The sequence below is a fragment of the Oscillibacter sp. PC13 genome (assembly GCF_900115635.1).
In the GTDB taxonomy this organism is placed as follows: Bacteria; Bacillota; Clostridia; order Oscillospirales; family Oscillospiraceae; genus Oscillibacter.
The window spans coordinates 1-25,382 of sequence record NZ_FOXE01000005.1; the positions used below are offsets into that span (position 1 = coordinate 1).

At 55.2% G+C, this 25,382-nt stretch carries 20 protein-coding genes; 8 read left to right on the top strand and 12 right to left on the bottom strand.

The features are described 5' to 3' along the window. Positions 1 to 111: 111 nt before the first annotated feature. From BMZ81_RS03720 to BMZ81_RS03770, 11 genes are all read right to left on the bottom strand, one after another. Entirely contained in the window at positions 112 to 1,011 is a 900-nt protein-coding gene (locus tag BMZ81_RS03720) for a nitroreductase family protein (protein ID WP_091128807.1), read from the bottom strand. 100 nt (positions 1,012 to 1,111) lie between these two features. Then, positions 1,112 to 1,846 carry an aspartate/glutamate racemase family protein gene (locus BMZ81_RS03725; RefSeq protein ID WP_091128808.1) on the bottom strand — a complete coding sequence of 245 codons (735 nt, stop codon included), beginning with the start codon at positions 1,844 to 1,846 and terminating at the stop codon, positions 1,112 to 1,114. Continuing rightward, positions 1,846 to 3,066 carry a dipeptidase gene (locus BMZ81_RS03730; RefSeq protein WP_242942560.1) on the bottom strand — a complete coding sequence of 407 codons (1,221 nt, stop codon included), beginning with the start codon at positions 3,064 to 3,066 and terminating at the stop codon, positions 1,846 to 1,848. The genes BMZ81_RS03725 and BMZ81_RS03730 overlap by 1 nt, the downstream gene beginning before the upstream one ends. Positions 3,067 to 3,095: 29 nt before the next feature. After that, positions 3,096 to 4,313 (bottom strand): dipeptidase, encoded by a 1,218-nt coding sequence (locus BMZ81_RS03735; protein ID WP_091128811.1) that lies wholly within the window; start codon positions 4,311 to 4,313, stop codon positions 3,096 to 3,098. A 55-nt stretch (positions 4,314 to 4,368) separates the two neighbouring features. Then, a complete protein-coding gene (locus tag BMZ81_RS03740; protein ID WP_091128813.1) occupies positions 4,369 to 5,583 on the bottom strand; it encodes a dipeptidase in 1,215 nt (404 codons plus the stop codon). A 119-nt stretch (positions 5,584 to 5,702) separates the two neighbouring features. Next, the gene (locus tag BMZ81_RS03745) at positions 5,703 to 7,349 is read right to left on the bottom strand and encodes an ABC transporter substrate-binding protein (RefSeq protein WP_177187187.1); all 1,647 of its coding nucleotides are present in this window, start codon (positions 7,347 to 7,349) and stop codon (positions 5,703 to 5,705) included. A 64-nt stretch (positions 7,350 to 7,413) separates the two neighbouring features. Further along, on the bottom strand, positions 7,414 to 9,033 hold the full coding sequence (locus tag BMZ81_RS03750) for an N-acyl-D-amino-acid deacylase family protein (protein WP_177187188.1): 1,620 nt from the start codon (positions 9,031 to 9,033) through the stop codon (positions 7,414 to 7,416). Positions 9,034 to 9,074: 41 nt separating this feature from the next. Further along, entirely contained in the window at positions 9,075 to 9,920 is an 846-nt protein-coding gene (locus tag BMZ81_RS03755) for an ABC transporter permease (RefSeq protein WP_091128821.1), read from the bottom strand. 2 nt (positions 9,921 to 9,922) lie between these two features. Continuing rightward, positions 9,923 to 10,885, bottom strand: coding sequence for an ABC transporter permease (locus BMZ81_RS03760; RefSeq protein WP_091128824.1), 963 nt, complete (start codon positions 10,883 to 10,885; stop codon positions 9,923 to 9,925). Then, positions 10,886 to 11,914 carry an ABC transporter ATP-binding protein gene (locus tag BMZ81_RS03765; RefSeq protein WP_091128826.1) on the bottom strand — a complete coding sequence of 343 codons (1,029 nt, stop codon included), beginning with the start codon at positions 11,912 to 11,914 and terminating at the stop codon, positions 10,886 to 10,888. Next, positions 11,907 to 12,896, bottom strand: coding sequence for an ABC transporter ATP-binding protein (locus tag BMZ81_RS03770; RefSeq protein ID WP_091128828.1), 990 nt, complete (start codon positions 12,894 to 12,896; stop codon positions 11,907 to 11,909). The genes BMZ81_RS03765 and BMZ81_RS03770 overlap by 8 nt, the downstream gene beginning before the upstream one ends. Positions 12,897 to 13,275: 379 nt before the next feature. Here BMZ81_RS03770 and BMZ81_RS03775 point away from each other — a divergent pair, with 379 nt between their 5' ends. Continuing rightward, complete coding sequence (locus BMZ81_RS03775) at positions 13,276 to 13,932, top strand: cyclic nucleotide-binding domain-containing protein (RefSeq protein ID WP_091128830.1); 657 nt, start codon at positions 13,276 to 13,278, stop codon at positions 13,930 to 13,932. Between the two features lie 262 nt (positions 13,933 to 14,194). Then, positions 14,195 to 15,652, top strand: a complete 1,458-nt coding sequence (locus BMZ81_RS03780) for an aminoacyl-histidine dipeptidase (protein ID WP_091128832.1) — start codon at positions 14,195 to 14,197, stop codon at positions 15,650 to 15,652. 121 nt (positions 15,653 to 15,773) lie between these two features. Here BMZ81_RS03780 and BMZ81_RS03785 read toward each other — a convergent pair whose 3' ends face one another. Next, positions 15,774 to 16,628 carry a tocopherol cyclase family protein gene (locus BMZ81_RS03785; protein ID WP_091128834.1) on the bottom strand — a complete coding sequence of 285 codons (855 nt, stop codon included), beginning with the start codon at positions 16,626 to 16,628 and terminating at the stop codon, positions 15,774 to 15,776. 376 nt (positions 16,629 to 17,004) lie between these two features. Here BMZ81_RS03785 and BMZ81_RS03790 point away from each other — a divergent pair, with 376 nt between their 5' ends. From BMZ81_RS03790 to BMZ81_RS03815, 6 genes are all read left to right on the top strand, one after another. Further along, complete coding sequence (locus BMZ81_RS03790) at positions 17,005 to 18,768, top strand: helicase-related protein (RefSeq protein ID WP_091128836.1); 1,764 nt, start codon at positions 17,005 to 17,007, stop codon at positions 18,766 to 18,768. 359 nt (positions 18,769 to 19,127) lie between these two features. Further along, entirely contained in the window at positions 19,128 to 19,784 is a 657-nt protein-coding gene (locus BMZ81_RS03795; RefSeq protein ID WP_091128838.1) for a peroxiredoxin, read from the top strand. Positions 19,785 to 20,180: 396 nt separating this feature from the next. Beyond that, complete coding sequence (locus BMZ81_RS03800; protein ID WP_091128841.1) at positions 20,181 to 20,852, top strand: response regulator transcription factor; 672 nt, start codon at positions 20,181 to 20,183, stop codon at positions 20,850 to 20,852. A gap of 2 nt (positions 20,853 to 20,854) precedes the next feature. Then, the gene (locus BMZ81_RS03805; RefSeq protein WP_347498047.1) at positions 20,855 to 21,838 is read left to right on the top strand and encodes a sensor histidine kinase; all 984 of its coding nucleotides are present in this window, start codon (positions 20,855 to 20,857) and stop codon (positions 21,836 to 21,838) included. 104 nt (positions 21,839 to 21,942) lie between these two features. Then, entirely contained in the window at positions 21,943 to 22,710 is a 768-nt protein-coding gene (locus BMZ81_RS03810; protein WP_091128843.1) for an ABC transporter ATP-binding protein, read from the top strand. Continuing rightward, positions 22,703 to 24,652: an FtsX-like permease family protein gene (locus BMZ81_RS03815; protein ID WP_091128845.1), complete on the top strand. Its 1,950-nt coding sequence runs from the start codon at positions 22,703 to 22,705 to the stop codon at positions 24,650 to 24,652. The genes BMZ81_RS03810 and BMZ81_RS03815 overlap by 8 nt, the downstream gene beginning before the upstream one ends. Positions 24,653 to 25,382 lie beyond the last annotated feature (730 nt).

Genomic DNA, 25,382 nt, shown 5'->3' on the forward strand with positions numbered 1-25,382 from the left:
GCGGCCGCAAAAGCCAACAAAAGGCGCCAGCTTCTGCATCGGCAGAGGCTGGCGCCTTTTGGCGCGAACGGGCCTGTTTCGGAAGGGCGGGGCAGCCTGTACGGAATGCAGTTAAAAATCCCGCTCCATTTTCAGCGGGTCACAGCCCATCTCCCGCATACCAGTCAGTGTTTCGTGGCCGCGCCGACGCATGGTTTCCACCCCATAGTGAACCCCATAACGCCGCTGGGCCTCGTTATATGCGCCGGACTGCCGAATCTCCTCCAGGTAGGACTGGGCCTGCGATTCCGGGTAGGTGAGTGACAGGTTGTGCAGCAGCTGCTCCAACACCCGATCCCGCGCGGCACCATCCAAGGGAAGCGGATGACGGTCCACGGAGGCGTATTTGGCGTCGTATGCACGGCGGATTTCCGCTTCGCTGATCGGGCGGTAGCGCTCCTGAAAGACCATCAAATCCCGGGGCAGCTTTGTGGGCTTGTGGTCGCTGCCGGGTGCGGGATGCCCAAGAGCCAGCATGACAATTGGATATGCGCCCTGGGGGAAATGCAGCAGGCGGGCAATTTGACTGCCTGTTTCCAGCACACCGCCCACATAGCAGGCACCGAGACCGCTGAGATAAGCCCCGGTCTCAATTGTCTGTGCGGCACATAGAATATCCTCTATGCCGATGAGAAGGTGCAAAAATTGGTGGTTGGCCTGAAAGGGGGCGTGCTTTTGCTGGGTGTACACCTGATAACGGCTCCAATCCAGGGCAAAAACCAACAAGACATCCGCCTGTTCGATAAAAGCCTGCCCACCGCCCAGTCGGCGCAATTCCGCTTTGGTGGTGGGATTCCGTACAATAAGAATGGAATAGGGCTGCAGGTTTCCGCCGGTGGCAGCCATCAGTCCGGTGTCGATCAGATCGCCAAGCACTGCGTCGTCCACAGGTGCTCCTGTAAAGTTCCGGCAGGAATAGCGGCCCTTCAGCGCCTCTAGAATGGGCTTGGCCGCCTTTGGATTACGTTCCATAAGACCTCCCGCGCATACGCGCCTTATTCATAGATAAACGGTGAAAAAACATGCGCGCTCCTGACCGTGGAGGCCGGGGCGCGCACGCTGAAAGCTGCCGCTATGCCTGCTGCCGCAGCTTCCGCGGCAGCGCATAGGCGCGTTTGCTGTGGTGAAGCCCCATGCTTACATGGCTTTCGCACTGCTTCAGTGCCGTCAGAATGGGGTTGACACAGGGAACGCCGAAGGCGTTCTCCAATGTAAGGTCCATATCGGCGAAGGCCAGAGAGATGCAGCCTAGGACCAGCGTATCCGCCCGATCCTGGGTAATTGCCAGCTCCGCTTCGGCGCACAGGCGCTTTTTCAGCAGTTCAGGATATTCCTGCAGCGCAAGAATATCCAGGTCAATGGCCCGGACGCTGGCCAACCTGCGTCCCGCCCCGCCCTTGCTTTCAAATTCCGCTTCCAATACCGGACACATATCCGGTGTGACCGTGAGGATTGAGAACCGGTGGCCCAGAGTCATGGCGGCAAAGCAGCTGGACTCAAAGGGGCCGGACACGGGAATGGTGAGCATTTCCCGAAGCGCATCGATGCCGGGGTCGGCATAGCAGCCCAAAATGATGCCGTCATAACCCTCTGCCTGGGCGCGCACGGCCCGCTCCACTGTAGGTGGAATACTGGCGTATTCTTCACAGATGGATTCAATGGAGGCGGGGCCGGTATCAGTATCCGCCACATCCACCACCGTGCCGGGGAAAGCGTGCTTTTGCAGAATTGCTCTGCGCCGCTCCATTTCTTCCGTTCCAAGAACGGATGCATGCATCATGCCGGGAATCAGATACAGAAGCCGCATCAGGCCCAGACTTCCCGCAGCACCCGGATGGCATTGCCGCCCAGAACCTTGGCGATCTCTTCGTCAGAATAGCCGTGCTTGACCAGCCAGCGTGGAATGTTCCAGCTGGACTCTGTGGTGTTTTCCAGATACTTGACGAAGGGAACTTCCTCATAAGGTGCAACGCCGGTCTTGGCGGTGCTGGCAAGGGAGAGTGCGGCGGAAAAAGCATGATGAACGCCCACATGGTCGCCGTAGAGACAATCCACACCAAAGCCCACGTGGTCAATTCCAACCATGTTTTTCACGTATTCGAAGTGCTCCATGAAACTGTCAATATCATGGGTCATATTGGTCTTGGACATGGTGGTGTGGGGAGCGGCCTCAATGCCGATGACACCGCCCTTTTCTGCCACAGCCTTGATCAGCTCATCGCTGGCCATCCGCTTGGTGGGCCAAACGCCCTTGGCTCCCACATGGGAGGCGATAATGGGCTTCTTGGAGTGCATGACGGCATCATAGGCCGTCTGGGGAGCACAGTGAGACACGTCAATGAGCATTCCCACCTGGTTCATCCGCTCCACGCACTTTTCACCGAATTTGGTCAGACCGCCGTCGTGATTTTCCTTGCAGCCGCTGCCCAGAGCGTTGCTCTCGGAATAGGTCACGCCCAACTGACGGATACCCAGACCGTAGAGAATATCAATGCGATCCACCTCGTTTTCAATCGGAGCGGCCCCTTCGACAACGGCAACCCAGGCGATTTTGCCGGCCTTCTTGGCGGCAAAAATATCATCCACAGTTTTGCAGTGGACCAGGAAGTCCTGATGTGCAATGTCACACAGGCGCATGCCCAGGTCATGAATAATATCAATCCATTTCCAGCCGCCGGGGCTGGAGATAATGTTGACCCCGTCCAACTGGTTATCGAAAACGCAGTCCAGATTGGAATAGGCGAGCGCCTCATAGGCGGTCATTTCCCGTCCGTTGCGCATGGCATCTGTGATGTCATCCGCACTGTCCATTTTCCGGGGAAACAGAGTGGGGTGATCGTGAAGGCTGATGTAGGGGGTGTTGGCCAGAATTTCCGCGACCCGCGCCTCTTCCTCATCTGTCAGATCCAGCACGTGGCGGCCGGCCCAATCCCAGTCGGCCCAGTCAAACTTGGGATAATCTTTTCCCTCCTCCAAATATGCATACGCCCGATAGCCGTGATAAGCCGGCTTCATCTTGAATTCCATATCCTAATCTCCTTTTCTCAATCGTTTGCTCAGGCCCAGACTTCCCGCAGCACCCGGATGGCATTTCCGCCCAGAACCTTGGCAATCTCTTCGTTGGAATAGCCGTGCTTCACCAGCCAGCGGGGAATATTCCAGCTTGCCTCTGTTGGATTTTCCAGATATTTGACGAATGGAACCTCCTGGTAGGTCTGCTGGCTTCGGGAGGTTTCCCCGGTGGAAAGGGCAGATGCAAAAGCGTGATGAAGCCCTACGTGGTCCCCATACATGCAGTCCACACCAAAGCCCACATGGTCGATGCCCACCAGGTCTTTTACATACTCAAAGTGCTCCATGAAACTGTCGATATCATGGGTCATGTGGGTTTTGGACATGGTGGTGTGTGGGGCTGCCTCAATGGCGATAACGCCGCCGCCATCTGCAATGGCCGTAATAAGCCGGTCATCGGCCATCCGCTTGGTATTCCAGACGCCCTTGGCACCCACGTGAGAGGCAATGATGGGTTTTTTGGAATAAACGGCTGTGTCATAAGCGGTCTGCGGCCCGCAGTGGGAGACGTCAATGAGCATTCCCACCTGGTTCATCCGCTCCACGCACTGCCTGCCAAAGTGAGTCAGGCCGCCGTCGTGATCCTCCTTGAGTCCGCTGCCCAGGGCGTTGCTCTCAGAATAGGTAATGCCCATCTGGCGGATGCCGAGACCGTAGAGAATGTCAATGCGATCCACCTCGTTCTCAAGTGGGGCGGCGCCCTCAATGACAAAGACGCAGGCAATTCGCCCCGTTTTCTTCGCCTGGAAAATATCGTCCACCGTCTTGCAGTGGGTCATAAAATTCTGATGGGCGATATCACACAGGCGCATACCCAAATCATGGATAATGTCAATCCACTTCCACCCCTCGGGGCTGGAAATGATATTGGTGCCGTCCATCATGTTGTCGAAGATGCAGTCCAGATTGGAATAGGCCAGGGCTTCATAGCCGCACCGGTCCCTGCCGCTGCGCATGGCGTCGAAAAGCGGCTTGCAGGAAGACATGTCCCGTGTGGTGAAGTCCGGGTGGTCATGAAGGCTGATGTAAGGGGCGTTGGCCAGGATTTCAGCGACCCGCGCCTCTTCATTGTCCGTCAACGCCAGCACATGGCGGCCGGCCCAGTCCCAGTCAGCCCAGTCAATGATCGGATAATCCCGTCCGGGCTCCAAATACTGGTAGGCCTCATATGGGCGGTAGCCTTTTTTCAGGGTAAATTCCATATTGCTGCTCCCTTTCCGAAAACAGCCGCCCTGAGGGAGCGGCTGTTTCTCCTGATCAGTTGGCCCAGACTTCCCGCAGGACCCGAATGGCGTTGCCGCCAATCACTTTGCCAATCTCCTCTTCGGTATAGCCGTGCTTCACCAGCCAGCGGACAATGTTCCAGCTGGCCTCAGTTGGATTCTCCAGACCCCAGACGAATGGAACCTCCTGGTACTGGGTGTTGGCTGTTTCCGCAGTGGAGAGGGCGGCAGCAAAGGCGTGATGGACACCCACGTGGTCACCATAAAGACAGTCCACGCCAAAACCGACGTGGTCGATGCCCACCAGGTTTTTCACATACTCAAAATGTTCCATCACGCTGTCAATGTCATGGGTCATGCGGGTCTTGGACATGGTGGTATGGGGAGCGGACTCGATACCGATAACGCCGCCCTTTTCCCCCACAGCCTTCAGCAGCGTATCACCGGCCATGCGTTTGATGTCCCAGACACCCTTGGCGCCCACATGGCTCATGATGATGGGCTTTTTGGAGTGCATCACAGCGTCATAGGCGGTCTGCTGCCCGCAGTGGGAGACATCGATAAGCATTCCCACCTGGTTCATCCGCTCCACGCACTTCTCGCCGAATTTGGTCAGGCCGCCGTCACGGTCTTCCTTCATACCGTTGCCGAGTGCGTTGCTCTCAGAATAGGTGACGCCCAACTGGCGGACACCCAGACCGTAGAGGATATCAATGCGGTCTACCTCATTTTCGATGCAGGCAGCGCCCTCGACACTGGCAACCCAGGCAATTTTGCCGGCCTTTTTGGCTGCGAGAATGTCATCCACCGTCTTGCAGTGAACCAGAAAATCCTGATGGGCGATGTCGCACAGGCGCATACCCAGATCATGGATGATGTCAATCCACTTCCAGCCGCCAGGGCTGGAGATGATGTTCACGCCATCGAGCATATTGTCGAACACGCAGTCAAGGTTGGAGTAGGACAGGGCCTCATAGCCGCAGACCGCCCGTCCCTGGCGCATGGAGTCGAAGATGTGATCTGCGCTGGACATGTCCTTTGGATAGAAAGTGGGATGGTCGTGAAGACTGATGTAAGGATATTTGGCCAGAATCTCAGATACCATGGCCTCCTGTTCATTGCTCAGCTCAATGACATGGCGGCCAGCCCAATCCCAATCGGCCCACTCAAAGTCCTTGTAGTCCTTCCCGGCCTCCAGGTATTGATAGGCCCGATAGCCCTTGTAGGCGGGCTTTTGCTTAAATTCCATATTGCTGTTGCTCCCTTTCCTCGTTCAATTCTTCTATCATGTTTGATTCTGACGCTGCCCAAAAGGATGGGACGGCATTTGCCGTCCCGAATCCTTTGGCAGGGTAGTGTGCAGACGGTTTACTTTGCGTAAACTTCGCAGAACTGGGCACAAGCCATGAAGGCCTGATTGCCGGGAACCAAACTCCAGCCCTCGTACTTCTCTGTACTGGCGGCGTAAGTGTTGTTAGGGACCAGCAAATGGATGCAAGGCAGGTTGTCCGCGAACCAGGTCTGCCACTGGTTGAGCAGGTCAAGTCGCTTTTCATAGTCCACTTCACCCTGCATGGCCTGGAGGAGGTCTTCCTGTGTCTGGTCATTGAACTCCATGAAGTTCAAAGTCTGGCCAATGCCGAAGCAGGTCAGCAGAGTGGTGTCCACGTCATCAATGGTGCCCCAGCTGCTGTAGCTGATGTCATAGGTGTGGCCCTGTGTTACATTGGCGGAGAAGGTGGCGGCATCCACAGGCTGGAGAACAATTTCAATGCCGGCCTCGGCCATGTTGGTCTTCAGAATAGTCATGACGCCGTCCACATTGGACAGAGTGCTCTTATAGGTCAGGGTGAAGCGGAGGGGAGTGCCGTCAGCGGATTCCCGGACACCGTCACCGTTGGCATCCTTATAGCCGGCCTGCTCCAATAGATCGGCGGCCGCGGCGGTATCAAAGGCAGGTTGCTGGATATTGGAGGCCACAAAATCGCCGTACACCGGGCTGACGGGAGTATACATGGGGGTGGCAGCACCTGCAAAGGCAACATTTACCAGTGCGTCACGGTCACAGCACATGGCGATTGCCTGACGGATAGTCTTGTCAGTGAGCAGCGGATTGGTCTGGGACATAGTGAGCAGTGCATAGCCCAGAGAGCCAACGCTGCTGAGCTGATAGACAGGGTTGCTCTGAAGCTGGCTGACAGAAGAGGCACTCAGGAAATCGGCGCATACGTCAATCTCGCCGTTCTGGAGAGCCAGGACCATGGCGTTTTCATCGGTATAGATGCGGAAAACCACTTCGTCCAGATACGCGCCTTGGCCATCGTTGGCAAGGGTAAAGTTGGGGTTCCGCTCCAGAACCACATATTCTCCATCAACCCACTCTTTGATGTAGTAGGGGCCGTAACCGGCGCCGCTGTAATCATAGGTGGAGGGGTCTTCCACGGACTCCCACTCACTTTGACGCATAATGGGGATCCAGAAGCCGGCGCCATTCCAGAAATTCACGTTGCCGGAGGTCAGCTCAAAGACCACCGTGCGGTCACCGTCGGTGTGACTCTTCTCGTAGTTCACCAGACCGTAATAGCTGTCAAAGAAGCCAATGTGGTGCTCCACGCCGTACTTGCCGGTAAACAGCAGGTCATCAGCGGTGACGGGGGTGCCGTCATTCCAGCAGAGACCCTCCTTCAAGGTGACAGTCCACTGGGTGCAGTCGTCGTTGGGGACAGCGGACTCCGTCAGATAGTTGTACTTGGTTCCGCTCTCGTCCATGGCCACCATATTGGGACAGACCAGGTTCATGATAATGCTGGAGTTCAGATCGTTTTGATACCAGATGTTTTCGCTGACGGGGGCGGTATTGAGGCCCACGTTGATGGAGCCGCCTACTTTGGGCGTTCCGGACTCACTTGCGCTGTCAGCGGGAGCGGAAGGGGCGGTGTCGTTACCGCCGCAGGCCGCCAAGGACAGGCACAGGCAGCCCGCCAGCAAAAGGGAGAGCAGTTTCCTTTTCATCATTATTTTCCTCCTGTTCATTTTTGATCAATCTATTTATAATCACGGGATAGCCCATAATTATCGGTTAAAAGCCCTGTTCGTTTTTCTTGAGAACCCGGCCGGCATAGGTTTGGAAAATCTTTCCGTCCATGGCCTCCACCTGGCCGTTGCACAGCACCAAGTCGCAGCCGGTGGCATTCATCCTTGGTGTTTGATAGTGCATTTGATCCATTTCGGGATAGCGGTAGTTGGGCAGGTCAATGACTGCAATATCGGCATAGCTGCCCTCCGCCAGGCGGCCGCGCTTATAGATACCGAAGTGGTCGGCCACCATGCTGGTGTTCCGACGGACAATTTCCTCATAGGGGACGCCCTTGCTCAGGTACATCTGTGCAAAGATGGCAAAGCCGCCCCGGCGCCGGATTTCGTACCAGTCATAGGGATCCTCCGGATCGCCCATAATGGTGTCGCTGCCGACGGAAACATAGGGGTTGGCGACGATGGAGTCGCAGTGATCGATGAAATTGCTGGGCACATGGGCCGCGGGCGCGTTGAGCCAGAAGACGTAGTTGAGATCGTCCGCCATCAGATCCAGCATGCACTCATCCTCGTCAATGCCCCGCTCCTGTGCAATGTCCCGGACAGAGCGGTTCTCCAGATGGGGATCCTCGGAGCGGACGATGTAGATCTTGTCCTTGGGACCTGCCATGGTATAGTTGTCCTTTTTGATAAGCGCCCGGCCCTCCGGGGTTTTCAGGGCCCGCTTTACCCCCTCAATCCCCTGGCTGAAGAGCTCGTCGCTGAGAGCCATGGTGAAAAGGAGCATCCGCTCCTTGCCGGTGCAGTGGCCAACACTGCTGGGGATCACGTCGATATGCGCCCGGACGCCTTCCTGAATGGCCTTGAGGGCGATGTCATAGGCCTCGGGACAAGAGGAGGCCAGATGGGAAATCTGGATCTTTGCTCCGGTGCGGCGGCCTACTTCGCAGAACTCGGCAGTGGCGGCGGGGATGCCGATGTAATTGCGCTGATGGGCGGCGGCAACTGCGTCGTAGCGTTTGATCTGGCGGACCACGTTGCACAGTTCATCCATGGAGGCGTATCGGCTGGGAACGTAGTCCAGGCCGAAGGAGATACCCCAGGCGCCCTGATCCATATTGTGGCGGATAATATTTTCGATTTGAATTTGCTCCAGTTCGTCAGGCGCCCGGTTATAGGCGCCGTGCATCACATACTGGCGGATGCTGCCATGGCCCAGCAGCGTGACAAAATTGCAGTTTGTCCCCACCGTGGCCACAGCATCGCAGTAACTGGCGAAGTCGTTCCAGTCCGGCCATTTTTCCAAATAGCGCTTATACTGCCGGAGCCCCACCAAGCCGTTGCCCAGATAATAATCCAAAATTTCCTTCTTGTGGCCGGGAACAATGCTGTGGCTGCAGTTTCCGTTAATTAAGGTGGTGACGCCCTGGCTGATGTAGGACTCATATGTGCCGTCATCAAAGCAATACCACTCCTCGTGGACGTGGGGATCGATGAGTCCGGGGATGACGTACTTTCCTGCTGCGTCATAAATCTGGGCGGCATCTTCTGTAATATTGGGAGCAATGCGAACCACCCTATCACCCTGTACTGCCACGTCAGCCTTTACCGCAGGAGCGCCTGTACCGTCTACAACAAGTCCGTTTTTGATCAAAAAATTGTACATTTTATGTTTCCTCCTGAGAATCAATATATGGAAGCGGTGGATTACTCCCGTCCTTTTGGGTTGAGGCAGTCGTTCAGCGCCGTGCCCAGCAGGTTGAAGCATACCACGTACACCACAATGCACAGGCTGGGCATCAGCCACCACCACCAGGGGTTGGGACTGCTGATGACGGCGTTCTGTCCCCAGGCCCGCTTGAGGATGGTACCCCAGCTCCAGGTAGTGGGGTCGCCAAGACCCAAGAAGCTGAGACTGGCCTCGGTCAGCACAGCGGAGGCCATAACCAGGGTCATGTCGACAAAGACAGGACCGGAGGCGTTGAGGAGCACATGCTTGAAGAGAATGCGGGGCTTGGAAAGGCCCAGGCAGTTTGCTGCCTCAATATACGGCATCTCCCTGATTTTCAGGGTGCTGTTCTTTGTCACCCGTGCCAGCTGAGGCCAGGAGAAAATGCCCAAAATGAGGGCCACATTGGTAATGGAGGTTCCCATAATCGCGGCCACGATAATCATCAGCGGCAGCATGGGGAGCGTCATGAAGATATCGATCAGCGCATCGATGACCTCGGACAGCCAGCCTCTGGTATAGCCGCACAGCAGGCCCAGCGGAATGCCGATGACGCCGGAGATCAGCATAGCCAGAATAGAGACATAAAGGGAGGTGCGGGCACCCCACACCAGCTCGGCAAAGATGTCCAGCCCCAGATTGTCTGTACCCAGCCAGTGCTGGGCGCAGGGAGCGATGAGAATATCGGCAGTATAGCCATCCGGCTTTGGAATAAAGATGGGGCCAATCAGGCCGATGGCGACGATGATCGACACCCCGATTAATCCAATCATTCCATTTCGATTTCGGACGAAATAGTAGAGAAAACCTTTGCGTTCTTTCATGCTCAGCCCCCCAATTTAATGCGCGGATCCAGCCAGGCAACCACCAGATCGGTCAGCAGGCTCATGATGACCACGGCTACCGCCATTACCAAAAACGCTCCCTGAAGAACCGGATAATCCAGAGCATTGACCGAGTCGTAAACGAGGCGGCCGATGCCCGGCCAGGAAAAGACAGTTTCTGTAACGGTGGCTCCGCCCACCATAATGCCAATTTGCATGCCGATGACGGTGACGGTGGGGATCAGGGCGTTCTTGATGGCGTGGACCTTCATAACCCGCTTGGAGTCGCAGCCTTTGGAATAGGCAGTGCGGATATAGTCCTCATGAAGCACGTCAATCATGCTGTTGCGGGTATAGAGCACTGCATTGGCCAGGTTGGTGATGGAAAGCGCCACCGCCGGGAGAATCAGGTGCTTGCCCACGTCCAGATAAAAGGAAAGGCCGGCGCCCTTGGGCGGTGTATAGGCTCCTCCGGTTGGACAAATCCTTAGTTTGAAGGCGAAGATATAGAGCAGCAGAAACGCCATAAATGGAATAAAGACCGAAATTCCCATCGTTACAACAATATTAATGAGCCGATCGGCCAGTTTCCCCTTGTGGGCGGCCGCAAAAAGTCCCACGCCGATTCCCACAAAGATGACGATGACCATAACAGCAGCCAGCAGAAGCAGTGTCCAGGGCAGCTTTTCCGCCAGATACTCTGTGACGGGGATACGCTTGGAAAAGCTGGTGCCCAAGTTGCCGTGCAGGAGCTCTTTCATATAGAGAACATATTGGACACTCTTGGGCTTGTCCAAGCCATAAGAAACCATGAGGGCCTGCTGAGCCTCCTCACTCATCTGTGGGCTGATCATCAAGGTTACCGGGTTAGAGGGCATGGCCCGCACGATGAAAAACACAAGCGTCACAGACACGAAGATGGTCAGAATACCGCGACCGATGCGGCGGATTAGGTAGCGAAGCATTTATTCGGCCTCCTTTGCAAAATGGCAGCGGATCAAGTGCCCCTTGCCAACTTCTTTCAGATCCGGCTCCTGCTCGAAACAAACGGCTTGTGCTTTAAAGCACCGCTGGCAGAAGCGGCAGCCCTTGGGGGGATTTACAACGCTGGGGATATCTCCTTCCAACAGGATGCGCTGGGTGCGGGGCGCGGTGCTGGGTTCCGGGATGGCGGAAACCAGCGCCTGAGTATAGGGATGTGTGTTCTCCCCAAACAGATCGTCATAGGACGCAATCTCCATGATTTTTCCCAGGTACATCACCAGGATCCGGTCGCTGATGTAGCGGATAACGGCCAAATCGTGGCCAATGAAAACATAGGTCAGGTGAAAGGCCTTTTTGAGGTCATTAAAAAGGTTCAAAATCTGCGCCTGGACCGAAACATCCAGCGCGGACACCGACTCATCACAGAAGAGGAGCCGGGGATTTACCGACAGGGAGCGGACAATTCCAATACGCTGCCGCTGACCGCCGGAGAACTCATGGGGGTAACGGTCATAGACCTCAGGCCGAAGCCCCACTGTTTCCAGGAGGTGCTTGGCCTTTTCCTCCGCCTCTTTACGGCTTTTTGCCTGACCGTTGACCAGCATGGGTTCGGCAATGGCGTCCCCCACCTTGATTTTGGGGTTCAGGCTGGCATAGGGGTCCTGGAAGATCATCTGCATTTCCTGCCGCAGTTTTTTGCGTCCGGCACCACCCACTTTAAAATTGGTAATCTTTTTCCCGTCGTAATAAACTTCGCCGGAGGTTGCCGGAGTCAATGCCAAAATTGTCTGGGCCAACGTGGACTTGCCGGAACCGGATTCGCCCACAATTCCAAGCGTTTCACCCGGATAAACGTCAAAACTCACATCCTCCACCGCGTGAACAAACCGCTTTGTTTCAATGAGCTTTTTCTTCTTTACGGGAAAGAGCTTGGTCAGATGCTCTACCCGCAGAATGGGCTGTATATCCGCAGTTTCTGCGCCGGCGGCAGTGGTTGCTTCTTCACGCATGCTCAATCACCTCTCCCTCAAATGTCAGCCAGCATTGAACCAGATGGTCTTTCCCCACCCGCTTTAGGGGAGGGACGGTCAAACGGCACTGTTCTGTACAGTGCTCGCACCGAGCGGCAAACCGGCAGCCAGGTCCAAAATCGTAAACGGTCGGCACAGATCCGGGAATCGTGTGCAGCGGCTTTTTTTCACTGCGCATGGTTGGAATAGAGGCCATGAGCCCCCTGGTATACGGGTGGAGAGGGCCGTCAAAAATGGCCTTTAAGGTGCCTCTCTCAATGGCGCGGCCAGCATACATAACCACGACTTCCTCGCAGATTTCGGCCACAATACCCAGATTGTGAGTAATGACCATCAAACTGCCGGAAGCCTTTTTCAGGCGGCGCATGATATCCAGAATTTGTGCCTGAATGGTCACGTCCAGTGCGGTCGTAGGCTCATCGGCAATTAAGAGGGCCGGGTGGTTGATAATTGCCATGGCAATCATCACGCGCTGACGCATGCCGCCGGAGAACTCGTGGGGATATTGATCAATCCGTGTTTCCGGCGCAGCGATTCCAACGTCCACAAGGGACTGCAGGACCAGACGACGAATTTCATCGGGCTTCATCTCAGGATGATGGAGCTGCAGAATTTCGCCGATCTGCTGGCCTATGGTAAGCACCGGGTTGAGCGCAGTCATAGGCTCCTGGAAGATCATGGTCAGCTTATTGCCGCGAATGTCGCGCATCTCCGCCTCGGAGGCCTTCAGCAGATCCTTTCCCTCCAGAAAGATTTCGCCACCCTGGACGGTAGCAGCGTCTGGCAGTAAGCGCATGAGGGACAGGCTCGTCATGCTCTTGCCGCAGCCTGATTCACCAACGACACCCAGAGCCTTCCCTTCTTCTACCTTAAAATTCAAACGATCCAGCAGATTAAAAACCTGACCGTCATCATCTTTGAAGCCCATGCTGTAGTTTTTGAACTCAACAATGGTTGCCATGTATGTACTCCTCTCTTCTACACGGTTTCTTACACAATACAGTTCAGCACCACAACGTGCTAAAGCGGCCTTAAAAAAAAGAACGCTTCAAGTATGGAATGAAGCGTCCTTGCCCCAGTCTTTTCCGCGCAGCAGCTGCGCAAAAAAAGTTTTCCTGTTCTAAATTAAGCCAAGTATACAAATACAACTTCTGTGTGTAAATGACATAAGTCACTTCTTTCAGATTTTTTGTATTTTTCGTGAATTGTGCTTAAAGAGTAAAAAAACAAGGAAAATTTTCTGATGGTTTTCTCTTCGAAATGGATGGTTTTTGATATATAATAAGGAATATTCTGTTAGTTCCCGTCTAATCCGCTCTTATTTGCCAAAGGAGGACATCATGCGCCAGATCAACGATTCTGCTTTATTAAAGAGCTATATTGACCGGTACAACCTTCAGCAAAACTTTTCTTTTGATCTGACAAAGGCCGCCATTTTGATTCAGTTTGACACAGATGAAATGATCAGCAGGGCCGGTGAAATGGGCCAGGATTTTCGTATTTTAGTCAATGGGGAATGCATGGCCTATGACGTAACAGCAGGGAATAAAATACACTGTGAATGCCTTTACCGCGGTGTGAACTTTTTGGGATTCATCTCTGTGCTGTGGGATGAGCCGGTGATCAACAATATCCGGGCCGTTACCCCCTGCACCTTTCTAAGTATCTCTGCTGTGACGTATCGCGGGATGCTGTTAAATGACCTGAAATTTCTGCAGTTTGGTCTTCGCTCTCTGGCTCGTCATATCCGGAAGAACCACACCCATTTTGAACCCCTGAAGAACCGGCTGGCAACCCTGATTTTGCGGGAGGAGCGGGATGGAGCATTCCACTATAATCTGACCGTCTGCGCCGACCTGCTGGAGGTAAGCTACCGGCATCTTCTCCGCACGCTTTTGGATTTGTGCAATGCAGGGGTGCTTCAAAAAAGAAAAAAGGGAGATTATCTCATTGTAGATCGGGAGTATCTGTATAAGCTGAGTTCTTATGGAGCATAAAGTGTCTGCGCAGAGAAATTTGTAAAAACAGAGGAGAACATCTTGAAAAGCGGCAGATAAAACGTATAATGGCTTCCAGGTGCCAGAAAAATATGGAAAACGGGGAAATTTCACGAAGCAGACTCCTGTGAGCAGCAAGCCGCGGGATGGGTTCGCCTGAAAAAAGCGGCCAAGGGTCCGCGTAAGAAGAAGCGCCGGCGGCACGGGAGTACTGGAAACTGACATCGATGGGCTGAAAAACAGAAGAAGGGGAACGACGGGAATGTCTATATTGGAAAACTGCGAGCCGCAGGAGGTATTTTCCTATTTTGAACAGATTTGTGCGATTCCGCATGGCTCCGGCAACACAAAGGCCATCAGCAATTTTTGTGTGGAGTTTGCAAGGGAGCACAGCCTTGATTATAAGCAGGACACACATCACAATATCATCATCCGAAAACCTGCTGCTGCAGGATACGAGCATGCACCAACCCTGATTTTGCAGGGGCACCTGGATATGGTCTGCGTCAAGGAGCAGGACTGCGCCGTTGACTTTATGAAGGACGGACTGGATGTAGCGGTGGAAGGGGATTTTGTCTATGCAAAGGGGACATCCCTGGGCGGCGATGACGGGATTGCTGTGGCCATGATTCTGGCGCTGCTGGCGGATGATACGCTGCCGCATCCGGCACTGGAGGCACTGTTCACCGTGGATGAGGAAACCGGTATGTACGGCGCAGAGGCGGTGGATTTTTCGGATTTGAAGGGACGCTGGCTGATCAACATCGACTCTGAGGAGGAAGGTGTCATCACTGCAGGCTGTGCAGGCGGCGTGCGAGCAAACTGTCTGCTGCCGGTAAGACGCAGGCGTATGACAGGAATCCGCTGCACACTGACTGTGGATGGTCTCAAGGGCGGGCACTCCGGCGGTGAGATTGACAAGGGGCGCGCCAGCGCCAACGGCCTGTTGGGCCGCGTACTCCGCACGATGTGGGAGGCGGCCCCTTATGGGATTGTCACCATGGAAGGCGGCACAGTGGAAAACGCAATTTCCAGTAAGGCGGCGGCTGAAATGATCATTGAAAAAGGACATTTGGCAAAGCTGACCACTGTAGCAGAGCAATACGACGCCATTTACCGGCATGAATACGCCACGGCGGATGGGAATGTCCGCCTGACAATAACTGCGGGAGGAGAGGAGACACTGGCTGCCACTGATGGCGGAACAACCGACCACCTGACCTTTGCGATGCTGAATCTGCCTTATGGTGTGCAGGCCATGAGTACAGATATTCCGGGATTGGTGCAGACTTCCCTCAATATGGGGGTTCTGCGCATGACAGAGGATCAGCTGCGGATGTCTTTTGCTGTCCGCAGCAGTGTAGCTAGCCAGAAGCAGTGGCTGTGCCAGCGCCTGGAGAGTATCATGCGGCGGGTCGGCGGCAAAGTGGAATTCTGCGCGGACTATCCGGCGTGGGAATTCCGTCGGGAATCCCGCCTGCGGGGCCTGGTTGAGAGAAAATTTACCGAGTCCTTTGGCAAAGCGCCGAAGATTACAGCAACCCATGGTGGCCTGGAGTGTGGCCTGTTCTGCGGCAAGGCGCCGGATCTGGACTGTGTATCCATTGGGCCAAACCTGTATGATGTTCATTCACCGGCCGAGCGCCTTAGCATTTCCTCCACAGCGCGTACCTATCAACTGCTGCGCAGCATTCTGGAAGACTGCAGAGAAATGACTTAAAACGAAAGACAAAGAGGGGGGCGGGAAGCTCCTGAGGAAAACAAGTTCTGCAGCTTTTAAATTACGAAGAAAGGCTCCCTGAGAGCATCCGCTCTCAGGGAGCCTTTGACATTCCGCCCCGTTATGGGTACTCATATTCAAAGGAAGCCGCCTGCGTCTCCATGCTGAGCAGCATACGGTCCTTTTTAAAAAGCTGATAGCGTGCATGGCAGGCGATGTTTTCGCGGATTGTCCTGGCCATAGCGCCGCTTACCGGGGCCTGGAGCGGATGCGCCTGCTCATCGAGCAGAGCGGCCGTCATCCGAAGATCGCCCTGCTGAATTGTGATTTCACGGTTTTTTAAGGAGACAACCTTAGCCCCCAGATACGTGGCAAGGCGGTATTCCCGACCGCCCAGATGTATGACGCCGATAATCCCGGTAAAGCAAATCGGCCCCAACGGGATGTCAGCAGCAGCGAGCATGAGAGAACCATTTTCAAAGCAACACTGTGTCCACAGATACTGCTTTGGAAAGGAATGTCCCCTATCTCCTTCGATATATCCAATACTGTTTTCAAAACGGTGAATCCTTCCATTGATTTGCAGGCTGCCGTTTACCTCGTGCTGCATGCTGAAAACACGGTGTCTGCATTCCATGAACGGGACACAGCAAAATGGTCCCATGATATCAAAGCGGATAGGGGAGTGCTTGCTGAACTGCAGAGACCCCACTGCAGAGAAGGACGTCGTGTGCAGATTCAATTGAATGCCATATTCTGAGAAAACACTTTCTCCCAGCTTGGCATAGGGACGATCGGCACGTATTTGGCATGACTGGCTGGACAGGGGAACATTCCAGCTCTCCCTGCTGCTGATCAACTGAAGAGAACTGGTTTGCTTCCCACACTCCGTATGAACAGCTGGGATTAGCGCAAGACTCTCCTCCTGGGACTGGCACTTAAAATACCAGCCGCAAAAATATTCGTGGTTTCCCATATAAAAAACGACCTCCCGGGAAAAATCTGCGATGGTCCATCAAAAAGTTTTCTGCGCGATCATGTTTTTCATACAAAGTCCGGCTAAAAACTGCGCCTCTGCCATCAGCTGGCCAAGAAAACGGCGGGGGAGGCTGTCAGGCGGCCGTGCATCTGCCTCGCCTGAACAGAGCGGCTTGGCTGGAATGGCATGAAACCGCATAGGAAAGCGTGAGAAGCTGTGCGGGGAGTAATTTCTCAAATTTCACGAACACTAATCCAGAGGTGCACCTATGCCGGTCCCAAAAACGTCAATCGTCCTTTTTAAAATGATCAGATATCCCCAAGCAGGAAGACTGCTTGGCATTGTTCCGAAAAAGTGATAGAGAGGATCCGTTATGAAAAAAGAGCGAAAACAGCGGATGGCCCTCCAGGCAGCCCGGAAAAACCTGGAACAGGTGCGCCAGGGTGCGGCACGATCCGGCAGGCGAAGCCTGCTGCACCACGAGATGGTAATCCGTGGCCAGCTCCGCAAGCTGAAGGCTATTCCGCCGGGGATTTCCCCGGAATACCAGACGGTTTTCAACAGCTATGAAACCTTGCTGGACGATGTGTCCAGGCGGCTGCTGGATCACTACAACGAGAAGCACCATACCGCCTATGTTTTTGAGGAGGTGGTGGCGGGCCGGCGGGAGAGCTACCGGGACACTGGCATTCTCTCCGTTCTGCTGACCACCCACATTCCGCAGATGGTGTCGGCGGAGTTCGCGAGACTGCTTCCGGAGGATCCCGGGCAGGAGTATCCGGCGGCCCGCCAGTGCAGGCGGCATTTCTGCTTGCATCTGGGGGACACCAACACCGGTAAAACCTATCAGGCTCTCCGGCGGCTGAGGGAAGCCGGAAGCGGTGCCTACCTGGCGCCGCTGCGCATTCTGGCCCTGGAGAACTTCGAACGGCTGAACCGGGAGGGCGTCCCCTGCGATCTGCTGACCGGCGAGGAGGAGGTTCGGGTGCCGGGGGCACAGCACCTGTGCTGCACGGTGGAGAAGGCGGCACTGGACTGCCAGTATGATGTGGCGGTCATTGACGAGACACAGCTGACAGCGGATTCCCAGAGGGGTGATGCTTGGACCCGGGCCATTCTGGGCCTCCAGTGCCCGGAGATCCATCTTTGCGGCGCGGTGCTGGCCAAGGAGCAGATCACCGGTATGATTGATCGCTGCGGAGATACCTGGGAGCTGAAAACATATACCCGCCAGGTACCGCTGCAGGTGATGCGCCGTCCGGTAAAACTGACCGAACCGGAGCCGGGAGATGCCTACGTGGCCTTTTCCAAACGCCGGGTACTGGCCATGGCCCAGCAGTTTCGGCGGCAGGGAGTGCCTGCCAGCGTCATCTACGGCGACCTGCCGCCGGAGGTCCGCCGGACGGAATACGACCGCTTCATCAGCAGAGAAAACCCGGTGCTGATTGCCACGGACGCCATTGGCATGGGGGTGAACCTGCCCATTCGGCGGGTCATCTTTGCGGATGCCGAGAAGTTTGATGGGGAAATGGTGCGGCCGCTGACCAGTCAGGAGGTCAAGCAGATTGCAGGGCGGGCCGGGCGCATCGGTATTTTCGATGTAGGCTATGTGGGGGCTCTGGAGAGGGATGCCCTGGAGTTTTTAGAGGAACAGCTCCACAGCGAAGACATGCCTATCGAGCAGGCGGTGGTTGGTCCCAGCGAGGCAATTTTGAAAATTGGACTGCTTCCGCTCCAACAGAAGCTGGCCTTGTGGAGTGCCCGGCCGGAGGCACTCTCCTGTTACCGGAAAAAGGACGTGCGCAACGAACTGCTGGTGTTGGATCTGCTTCGTCCCTATCACCTGCCGGAGGCGGTGGAGTGGCGGCTGATGACACTGCCCTTTGATGTGGAAAATGAGCATCTGATGGCCCAGTTTGAGAGCTATGTCCAGGAGCACTTCGTCCACGGACGTATGGAGATGATCCGCCCGCTGCCGCCGGGGCCCACTCGGGCGGATTACGAGGTCTACTATCAGCAAATCGGGCTGTACTATGCGTTCTGCAAGAATATGGGGCTGCCGCTGGATGAGCAATGGGTGTCTGCAGCCCGGGCACAGGTGAGCGCCCATATCCGGAAGCTGATGGAGCGCGCATAAAACGAGTGGGATAACAATGGCTGCTGCTTGGGAATTCCACTGACGATTGGCCGGGTTTGGCGGTATGGGAATCTGCGAGAAAACATGAAAACACGGCGGTGGGAGCAGTTTTGCTTTTCCCCACCGCCGTATTTTACTGTGATTTTTAAAAATGCTGCGTTAAAAAAGTGCGATTCCCGGAAACGGCGCCAGCAGTGAGAAAGGCAATGAAAACATGGCTGGTGAACCTATCAAAAACGAAATGCAATTGCATGGAAGGTATAGAAGATATTGATTGCAGATAAGAAAATGGTGCATTGAATGTTTTGCGGGTACACTCTCTGTGCAAAAAACATATGTTGATACAAGGAGGTTGTGCCATGGATGGTCATTTGTCTTTAGGAGTGCAGGCGCCGGACTTTACCGCAAATACGACCTTCGGGACGGTTCGCCTGTCTGATTATAAAGGAAAATGGGTTGTTTTGTTCTCACACCCGGGCGATTTTACACCGGTCTGTACAACAGAATTCATTGCTTTTGCCAATGCGCAGTCACAGTTTGCAGAGAAGAACACGCAGCTGCTTGGGCTGAGCATTGACAGCAATCCCTCGCATCTGGCGTGGGTCTATGCCATTTATCTGACGACTGGGATTGAGATTCCCTTTCCGGTGATTGCCGATCGAACTGGCGAAATCGCACGGCTTTATGGAATGATTTCGCCTGATGTCAGTACGCAGGAAACAGTTCGAAATGTATTCATCATCGATCCCCAGCAGAAAATACGCGCTATTTTGATCTATCCCCTTACCAATGGCCGCAACGTTCCGGAAATTTTAAGATTGCTGGCAGCGCTTCAGACAACAGATGAATATCATGTGGTAACGCCAGCCAACTGGCAGCCGGGGCAGCCTGTACTGGTTCCACCCCCACAGACGTATGAGGAGCTGCTGGAGCGAGAAAAAAAGCCAAACCTACAGGGACTTTCTTGTAAGGACTGGTTCCTCTGCGGCAAAGAACTTCCGGAAAAGCTTGATTGATACCAAGGCGCCAAACGTCTCCTCAGCGTTTGGCGCCTTTTTAAAGCCAAGGTGGGTCCGCAGATCCACCACATCAGCTTAAAAGATGAACTGCACCTTATTTTTAAGAAATGCCTGTTTCTCCCTTGGCAGTAAACTCAGGACCTTTTGGGCTGCAGAAACAGGACCTGAACCTGCGACCTTCGGGTTATGAACTGCAGGTGGGTCTATTGTCCGCAGCTTTCAGCGCCTGGTTTCTCAAGATTACTTATTGTCCGCTTCGCGGTTTCCGCTGCCTGCCACCTGTTCCGCTTATGGGTCAGGGACGAATGACACACCCTTTGAGAATTGACATTTTCCGGCCCGGATGCTATGCTCCAACCAGAATAAAAATATGATGGAAAGGGGGAATCACCTGTGTACCGAATTTTTGTGGTGGAGGATGACGACGTCATCGCTGGCTCTGTGCAGCGGCATCTGGAGAGCTGGGGGCATCAGGTGGCCTGTGCGGTACGCTTCGATGATGTGGTGGCGGAGTTCGCCGCCTTTGACCCCCAGCTGGTGCTGCTGGATATCTCTCTTCCCTTTTTTAACGGCTACCACTGGTGCCGGGAGATCCGAAAGGTGTCCAAAGTCCCTATTTTGTTCCTTACCTCGGCCTCAGATGACATGAATCTGGTGATGGCCATGGAGATGGGCGGAGATGATCTGCTGGCAAAGCCCTTTCACCTGCAGGTGCTTTCTGCCAAGGTGCAGGCCATACTGCGGCGGGCCTACGACTTCACCGGCACCGCCCACCTGTTGAAATGCGGCGGTGCGGTACTGAATATGTCTGGAACCCTGACAGCCAACGGACAGAAGGCAGAGCTGACCCGGAACGAGCTTAAGATTTTACAGCTTTTGCTGGAGCACCGGGGCGAAATCGTCAGCCGGGAGGCCATCATGACCCGGCTGTGGGAGTCCGACAGCTTTGTGGACGAAAATACCCTGACGGTGAATGTGACCCGATTGCGAAAAAAATTGGAGGGTGTGGGACTGACGAACCTGATTCGTACCCGGAAGGGCATGGGCTACCTGGTGGAGGACTGAGGATGCTGATGGCCTATTTGAAACGCCAATACAAGCTGCTGCTCCTGCTGGCGGGAGCCGTCTGCGTGTTCGCAGTGATATTTGCCCTTTATGATCTGCCTTTGGAGGCAGTGGCCTATGCCGGGGTTCTGTGCCTGGCGCTGGGGCTGATCCTCTTTGCGGTGGGATACAGCCGCTTCCTTCAGCGGCACCGGGAGCTGCAGCAGCTTTTGCGTCAGACGAATGAGAAAGCTCTGCCTCTGCCGCCCGCCCGGGGGCTGCTGGAGGAGGACTATCAGGCGCTGTTGCAGGCGGTCTGCCGGGATCGAGCCCGGCTGGCAGCGGAGAACGAGAACCGCCTCCGGGAACTGACGGACTACTACTCCCTTTGGGCCCACCAGATCAAAACACCCATCGCCGCCATGGACTTGCTGCTGCAGGAGGATACCTCTCCGCACCGGGGAGAACTGGAGATGGAGCTGCTGAAAATCGGACAATATGTGGAGATGGTGCTCTCCTACCTGCGGCTGGACAGCGACTCCACAGATTACGTTTTGCGGGAGTATTCGCTGGATGACATCCTGCGTCAGGCCGTGCGGAAGTTTGCCAAGATGTTTATCCTGAAAAAAATCGCCTTGGATTTTCGGGAGACCGGGAAGACTGTGCTGACGGACGAGAAATGGCTGCTGTTCGTGGTGGAGCAGGTTCTTTCCAATGCCCTGAAATATACCCCGGCCGGCGGTACCATCCGAATCTATGGAGACGGCACCACGGTGGCCATTGCCGACAGCGGCATCGGTATCCGGGAGGAGGATCAGGCCCGGGTGTTTGAAAAGGGTTTTACCGGCTACAATGGCCGGGCGGATAAAAAGTCCACGGGGATCGGGCTCTACCTCTGCCGCCAGGTCATGGACCGACTGAATCACAACATCTCCCTCACCTCACGGCCTGGCCAGGGAACTCTTGTGCGGTTGGATTTGAGCCGGGAGAACCGAATTGTGGAGTAACCTTACAAAATCGTAAGATACGGAGCCGAACTGTAAGCCAAATCGATGGCAGACAGTCCGGCTTTTTGGTAGGATGGTGTCAAGCTGATAGAGGAGGAACTCTTATGCCATTATTGGAAGTACAGCACCTGCAGAAGGTCTACACCAGCCGCTTTGGCGGCAGTCAGGTAGAAGCGCTGCAGAACGTGAATTTTTCCGTGGAGCCGGGGGAGTATGTGGCCATCATGGGCGAGTCCGGATCCGGCAAGACCACTTTGCTGAATATCCTGGCGGTCCTGGACCGGCCCACTGCCGGAGAGGTGTTTTTGAACGGTAAGGCCCTGTCCGATGTCCGGGAACGGGATCTGGCGGCCTTCCGCCGCTCCCATCTGGGCTTTGTGTTTCAGGACTTTAACCTGCTGGACACCTTTTCCCTGCGGGACAACATTTTCCTGCCCCTGGTACTGGCGGGACAGCCCTATGAGGAGATGGAACGGAAACTGAAGCCTCTGGCGGAGCAGCTGGGGATTGCCGATATTCTGAGCAAATACCCCTACGAGGTCTCTGGAGGACAGAAGCAGAGGACGGCGGTGGCCCGTGCGCTGATCACAGACCCGCAGATCGTCTTGGCGGACGAGCCCACCGGCGCCCTGGACTCCCGGTCCTCTGACAATCTGCTGGAGCTGTTCGGTAAGATTAACGCCAGTGGACAGACCATCCTGATGGTGACCCACTCCGTGAAGGCGGCCAGCCACGCGGGGCGGGTGCTGTTTCTGCGGGATGGGCGGGTGTATCACCAGCTCTACCGGGGCAGTGAGAGCCGGGAGGCTCAGTTCTGCCGTATTTCCGACACGCTGACGGTGCTGACCCAAGGCGGTGAAAACCATGGGTAAGCACAGCTTCTTTCCCCGGCTGGCTCTGGTAAACCTGCTCCGCAACAGCCGGTATTACGGACCTTATCTCCTCTCCTGCGGCGCCATGGCTGCCATGTATTATATCCTGCGGTTTCTGACCTGGAACGAGGTCATCCAGACGGTGCGGGGCGCCGCCTATCTCCAGGCCATGATGTCCATCGGATGCTTTGTGGTGGCACTGTTTTCCGTAGTGCTTTTGCTGTATGCCAACAGCTTTGTGATGAAGCGACGGCAGAAAGAACTGGGGATCTACAACATCCTGGGCCTGGAAAAGCGGCACATCGCGGCACTGTGCGTCTGGGAGACACTGCTGTGCGCCGCTGCGGTGATTCCGGGCGGCATCGCGGCGGGCATCCTGCTCAGCAAGCTGATCCTGCTTCTGCTTTTGAAGCTGGTACAGATTCCGGTGCAGTTCGGCTTTTCTATCAGCATCAGGGGTATGGGGGAGACGGCAGCGCTGCTGGGGGTATTGTTCCTGCTGGCGCTTCTATGGAACCTGCTTCGCCTGGGGAGGTCCCGCCCCATCGAGCTGCTCCACAGCAACAACGCCGGAGAGCGGGAGCCGAAAACAAAGCGGCTATTGGCAGTCCTTGGGCTGGCGGCGCTGCTGGGGGGCTATGCCATCGCTCTCACCACCCGGAACCCGGTGAACGCCCTGATGCTGTTCTTTGTGGCGGTCATTCTGGTGATGCTCGGCACCTACTGCCTGTTTACTGCCGGGTCCATTTCTCTGCTAAAGTGTCTGCGGGCCAACGTAAAGTTCTATTACCAGACCCGCCATTTCACCGCCGTCTCCGGCCTGCTGTACCGCATGAAGCAGAACGCCGTGGGCCTTGCCAATATCTGCATCCTGGCCTGTATGGTGCTGGTGACGGTGTCCGGAACGCTGTGCCTCTATCTGGGAGCGGAGAAGTCCCTGGACGGCAAGTATCCCGACGATATTCTGGTAACCCAGACGCTGGAAGACAGTGTTGATTCCACCGCAATACTGGACTTGGTACAACGGACCATAGCGAACGCAGGACGGCAGGTGAGAGACATCTGCTATGAGCAGTCTATCTCTTTCCACGCCAAATACAGCGGCAATACGCTGCTGACGGACCTGGGCCAGAACGGCCTTCTGACGGAAGTCACGGTTCTGACGGCAGAGGAGTACAGCCGCCTGACGGGGGATACAGTCTCTCTGGAGGAAAACGAGGTGCTGGCTTGTGCGGACGGCGATCTTCCGCTGCCAGAGACTTTCTTTTATGAGGGAGAACCCATTCGGGTGAGAGCCCGGCTGGACAGTTTTCCTGCCGGGGACAGCGCCATCGTTACCAACGAGGCCAATCTGGGCTTGGTGGCGGACGATTCCCTGGCCGAGCAGATAATGGACACAGACCTGGCACGCCGGACTTTCCGCATTCATCTGAATACCGATGGCACCGACAGTGAAAAGCTGGCCTGCGCCAAGGCTGTTCTGGCGGTTTCAGACGGGAGATACGGCGTGGCCAGCCGTCAGGAGATGGCGGAAGAATTCTACGCCATGTACGGCGGCTTCTTGTTCCTGGGTATCTTTTTGGGCCTGCTGTTCCTGATGGCTACGGTGCTCATCATCTACTACAAGCAGATCTCTGAGGGGTATGAGGACCAGCACCGCTACCGGATCATGCAGCAGGTAGGCATGAGCCATCGGGAGGTGGGAGCTTCCATCCGGGGGCAGATCCTGCTGGTGTTTTTCCTGCCCCTGATGGCAGCGGGGGTGCATATTCTGGCAGCCTTTCCCATGCTCTGCCGCATTTTGGAACTGTTTGGCCTGCATGATGTGGGGCTGTTTGCCCTCTGCACAGTGGGGACACTGGCAGTTTTTGCCGCTGTGTACGCGCTGGTGTATTTTTTGACGGCCTGGACCTATGAACGAATCGTAGGTAGTGCGGCGTAAGCGGCAGCCAAATACATTTTCTGAAAAAAAGGTCAAAGCCGCTTTATCGGCAACCATCCCGCCGGGATAACCCCCGGCGGGATGGTTGACAAGGAAAAGAACAGGGATATTGTGAAAACCCGAATCAAAATTTGCGATGCGGTAATCAAAGAAGAACCTAAGGGCGCAGGGGAGACGGCGAACGACAATTTGCACCCTGCGCAGTCTTGGACTCCGCAAATGCCCGTACTGCGGGCATTTGCGGCTGGGTGAGGGGGAGGGCAGAACCGGAGCGAAAAAGCCCCTGAGGGGGATTGCCTTCCCGCAAATGCTGATGGCTGCTGGGCCTTTCCCGGCATCATAGAGAAAACCCACGCTTCAAGGATGGCAAGGCTGACCATTGCGGCACGAATCTGGACAGTTGTCCATCTCTTTCGGCATGCGGGGGGGGGGGGGACTGCCAAAGGTCCGTTTCCATGGCCTGCACTCACGTTACCATGGCACCCCAGAAAAGAAGCGGCCATATCCTATGCTATGGAGCAGTAACCAGACCTATTCCCGTATGGGTCAGCGTCAGGCTCATGGCACTGACCCCAATTTTTCACCCGATCTTTCCGACAGAAAAACAAAGAAAACGTCCTGAAATCGAAAGATTTCAGGACGTTTATGGTTGCGGAGACAGGACTCGAACCTGCGACCTCCGGGTTATGAGGTGCTCTGACGGTTTCCAAGCGGTAGTTTCCGCCGCTTT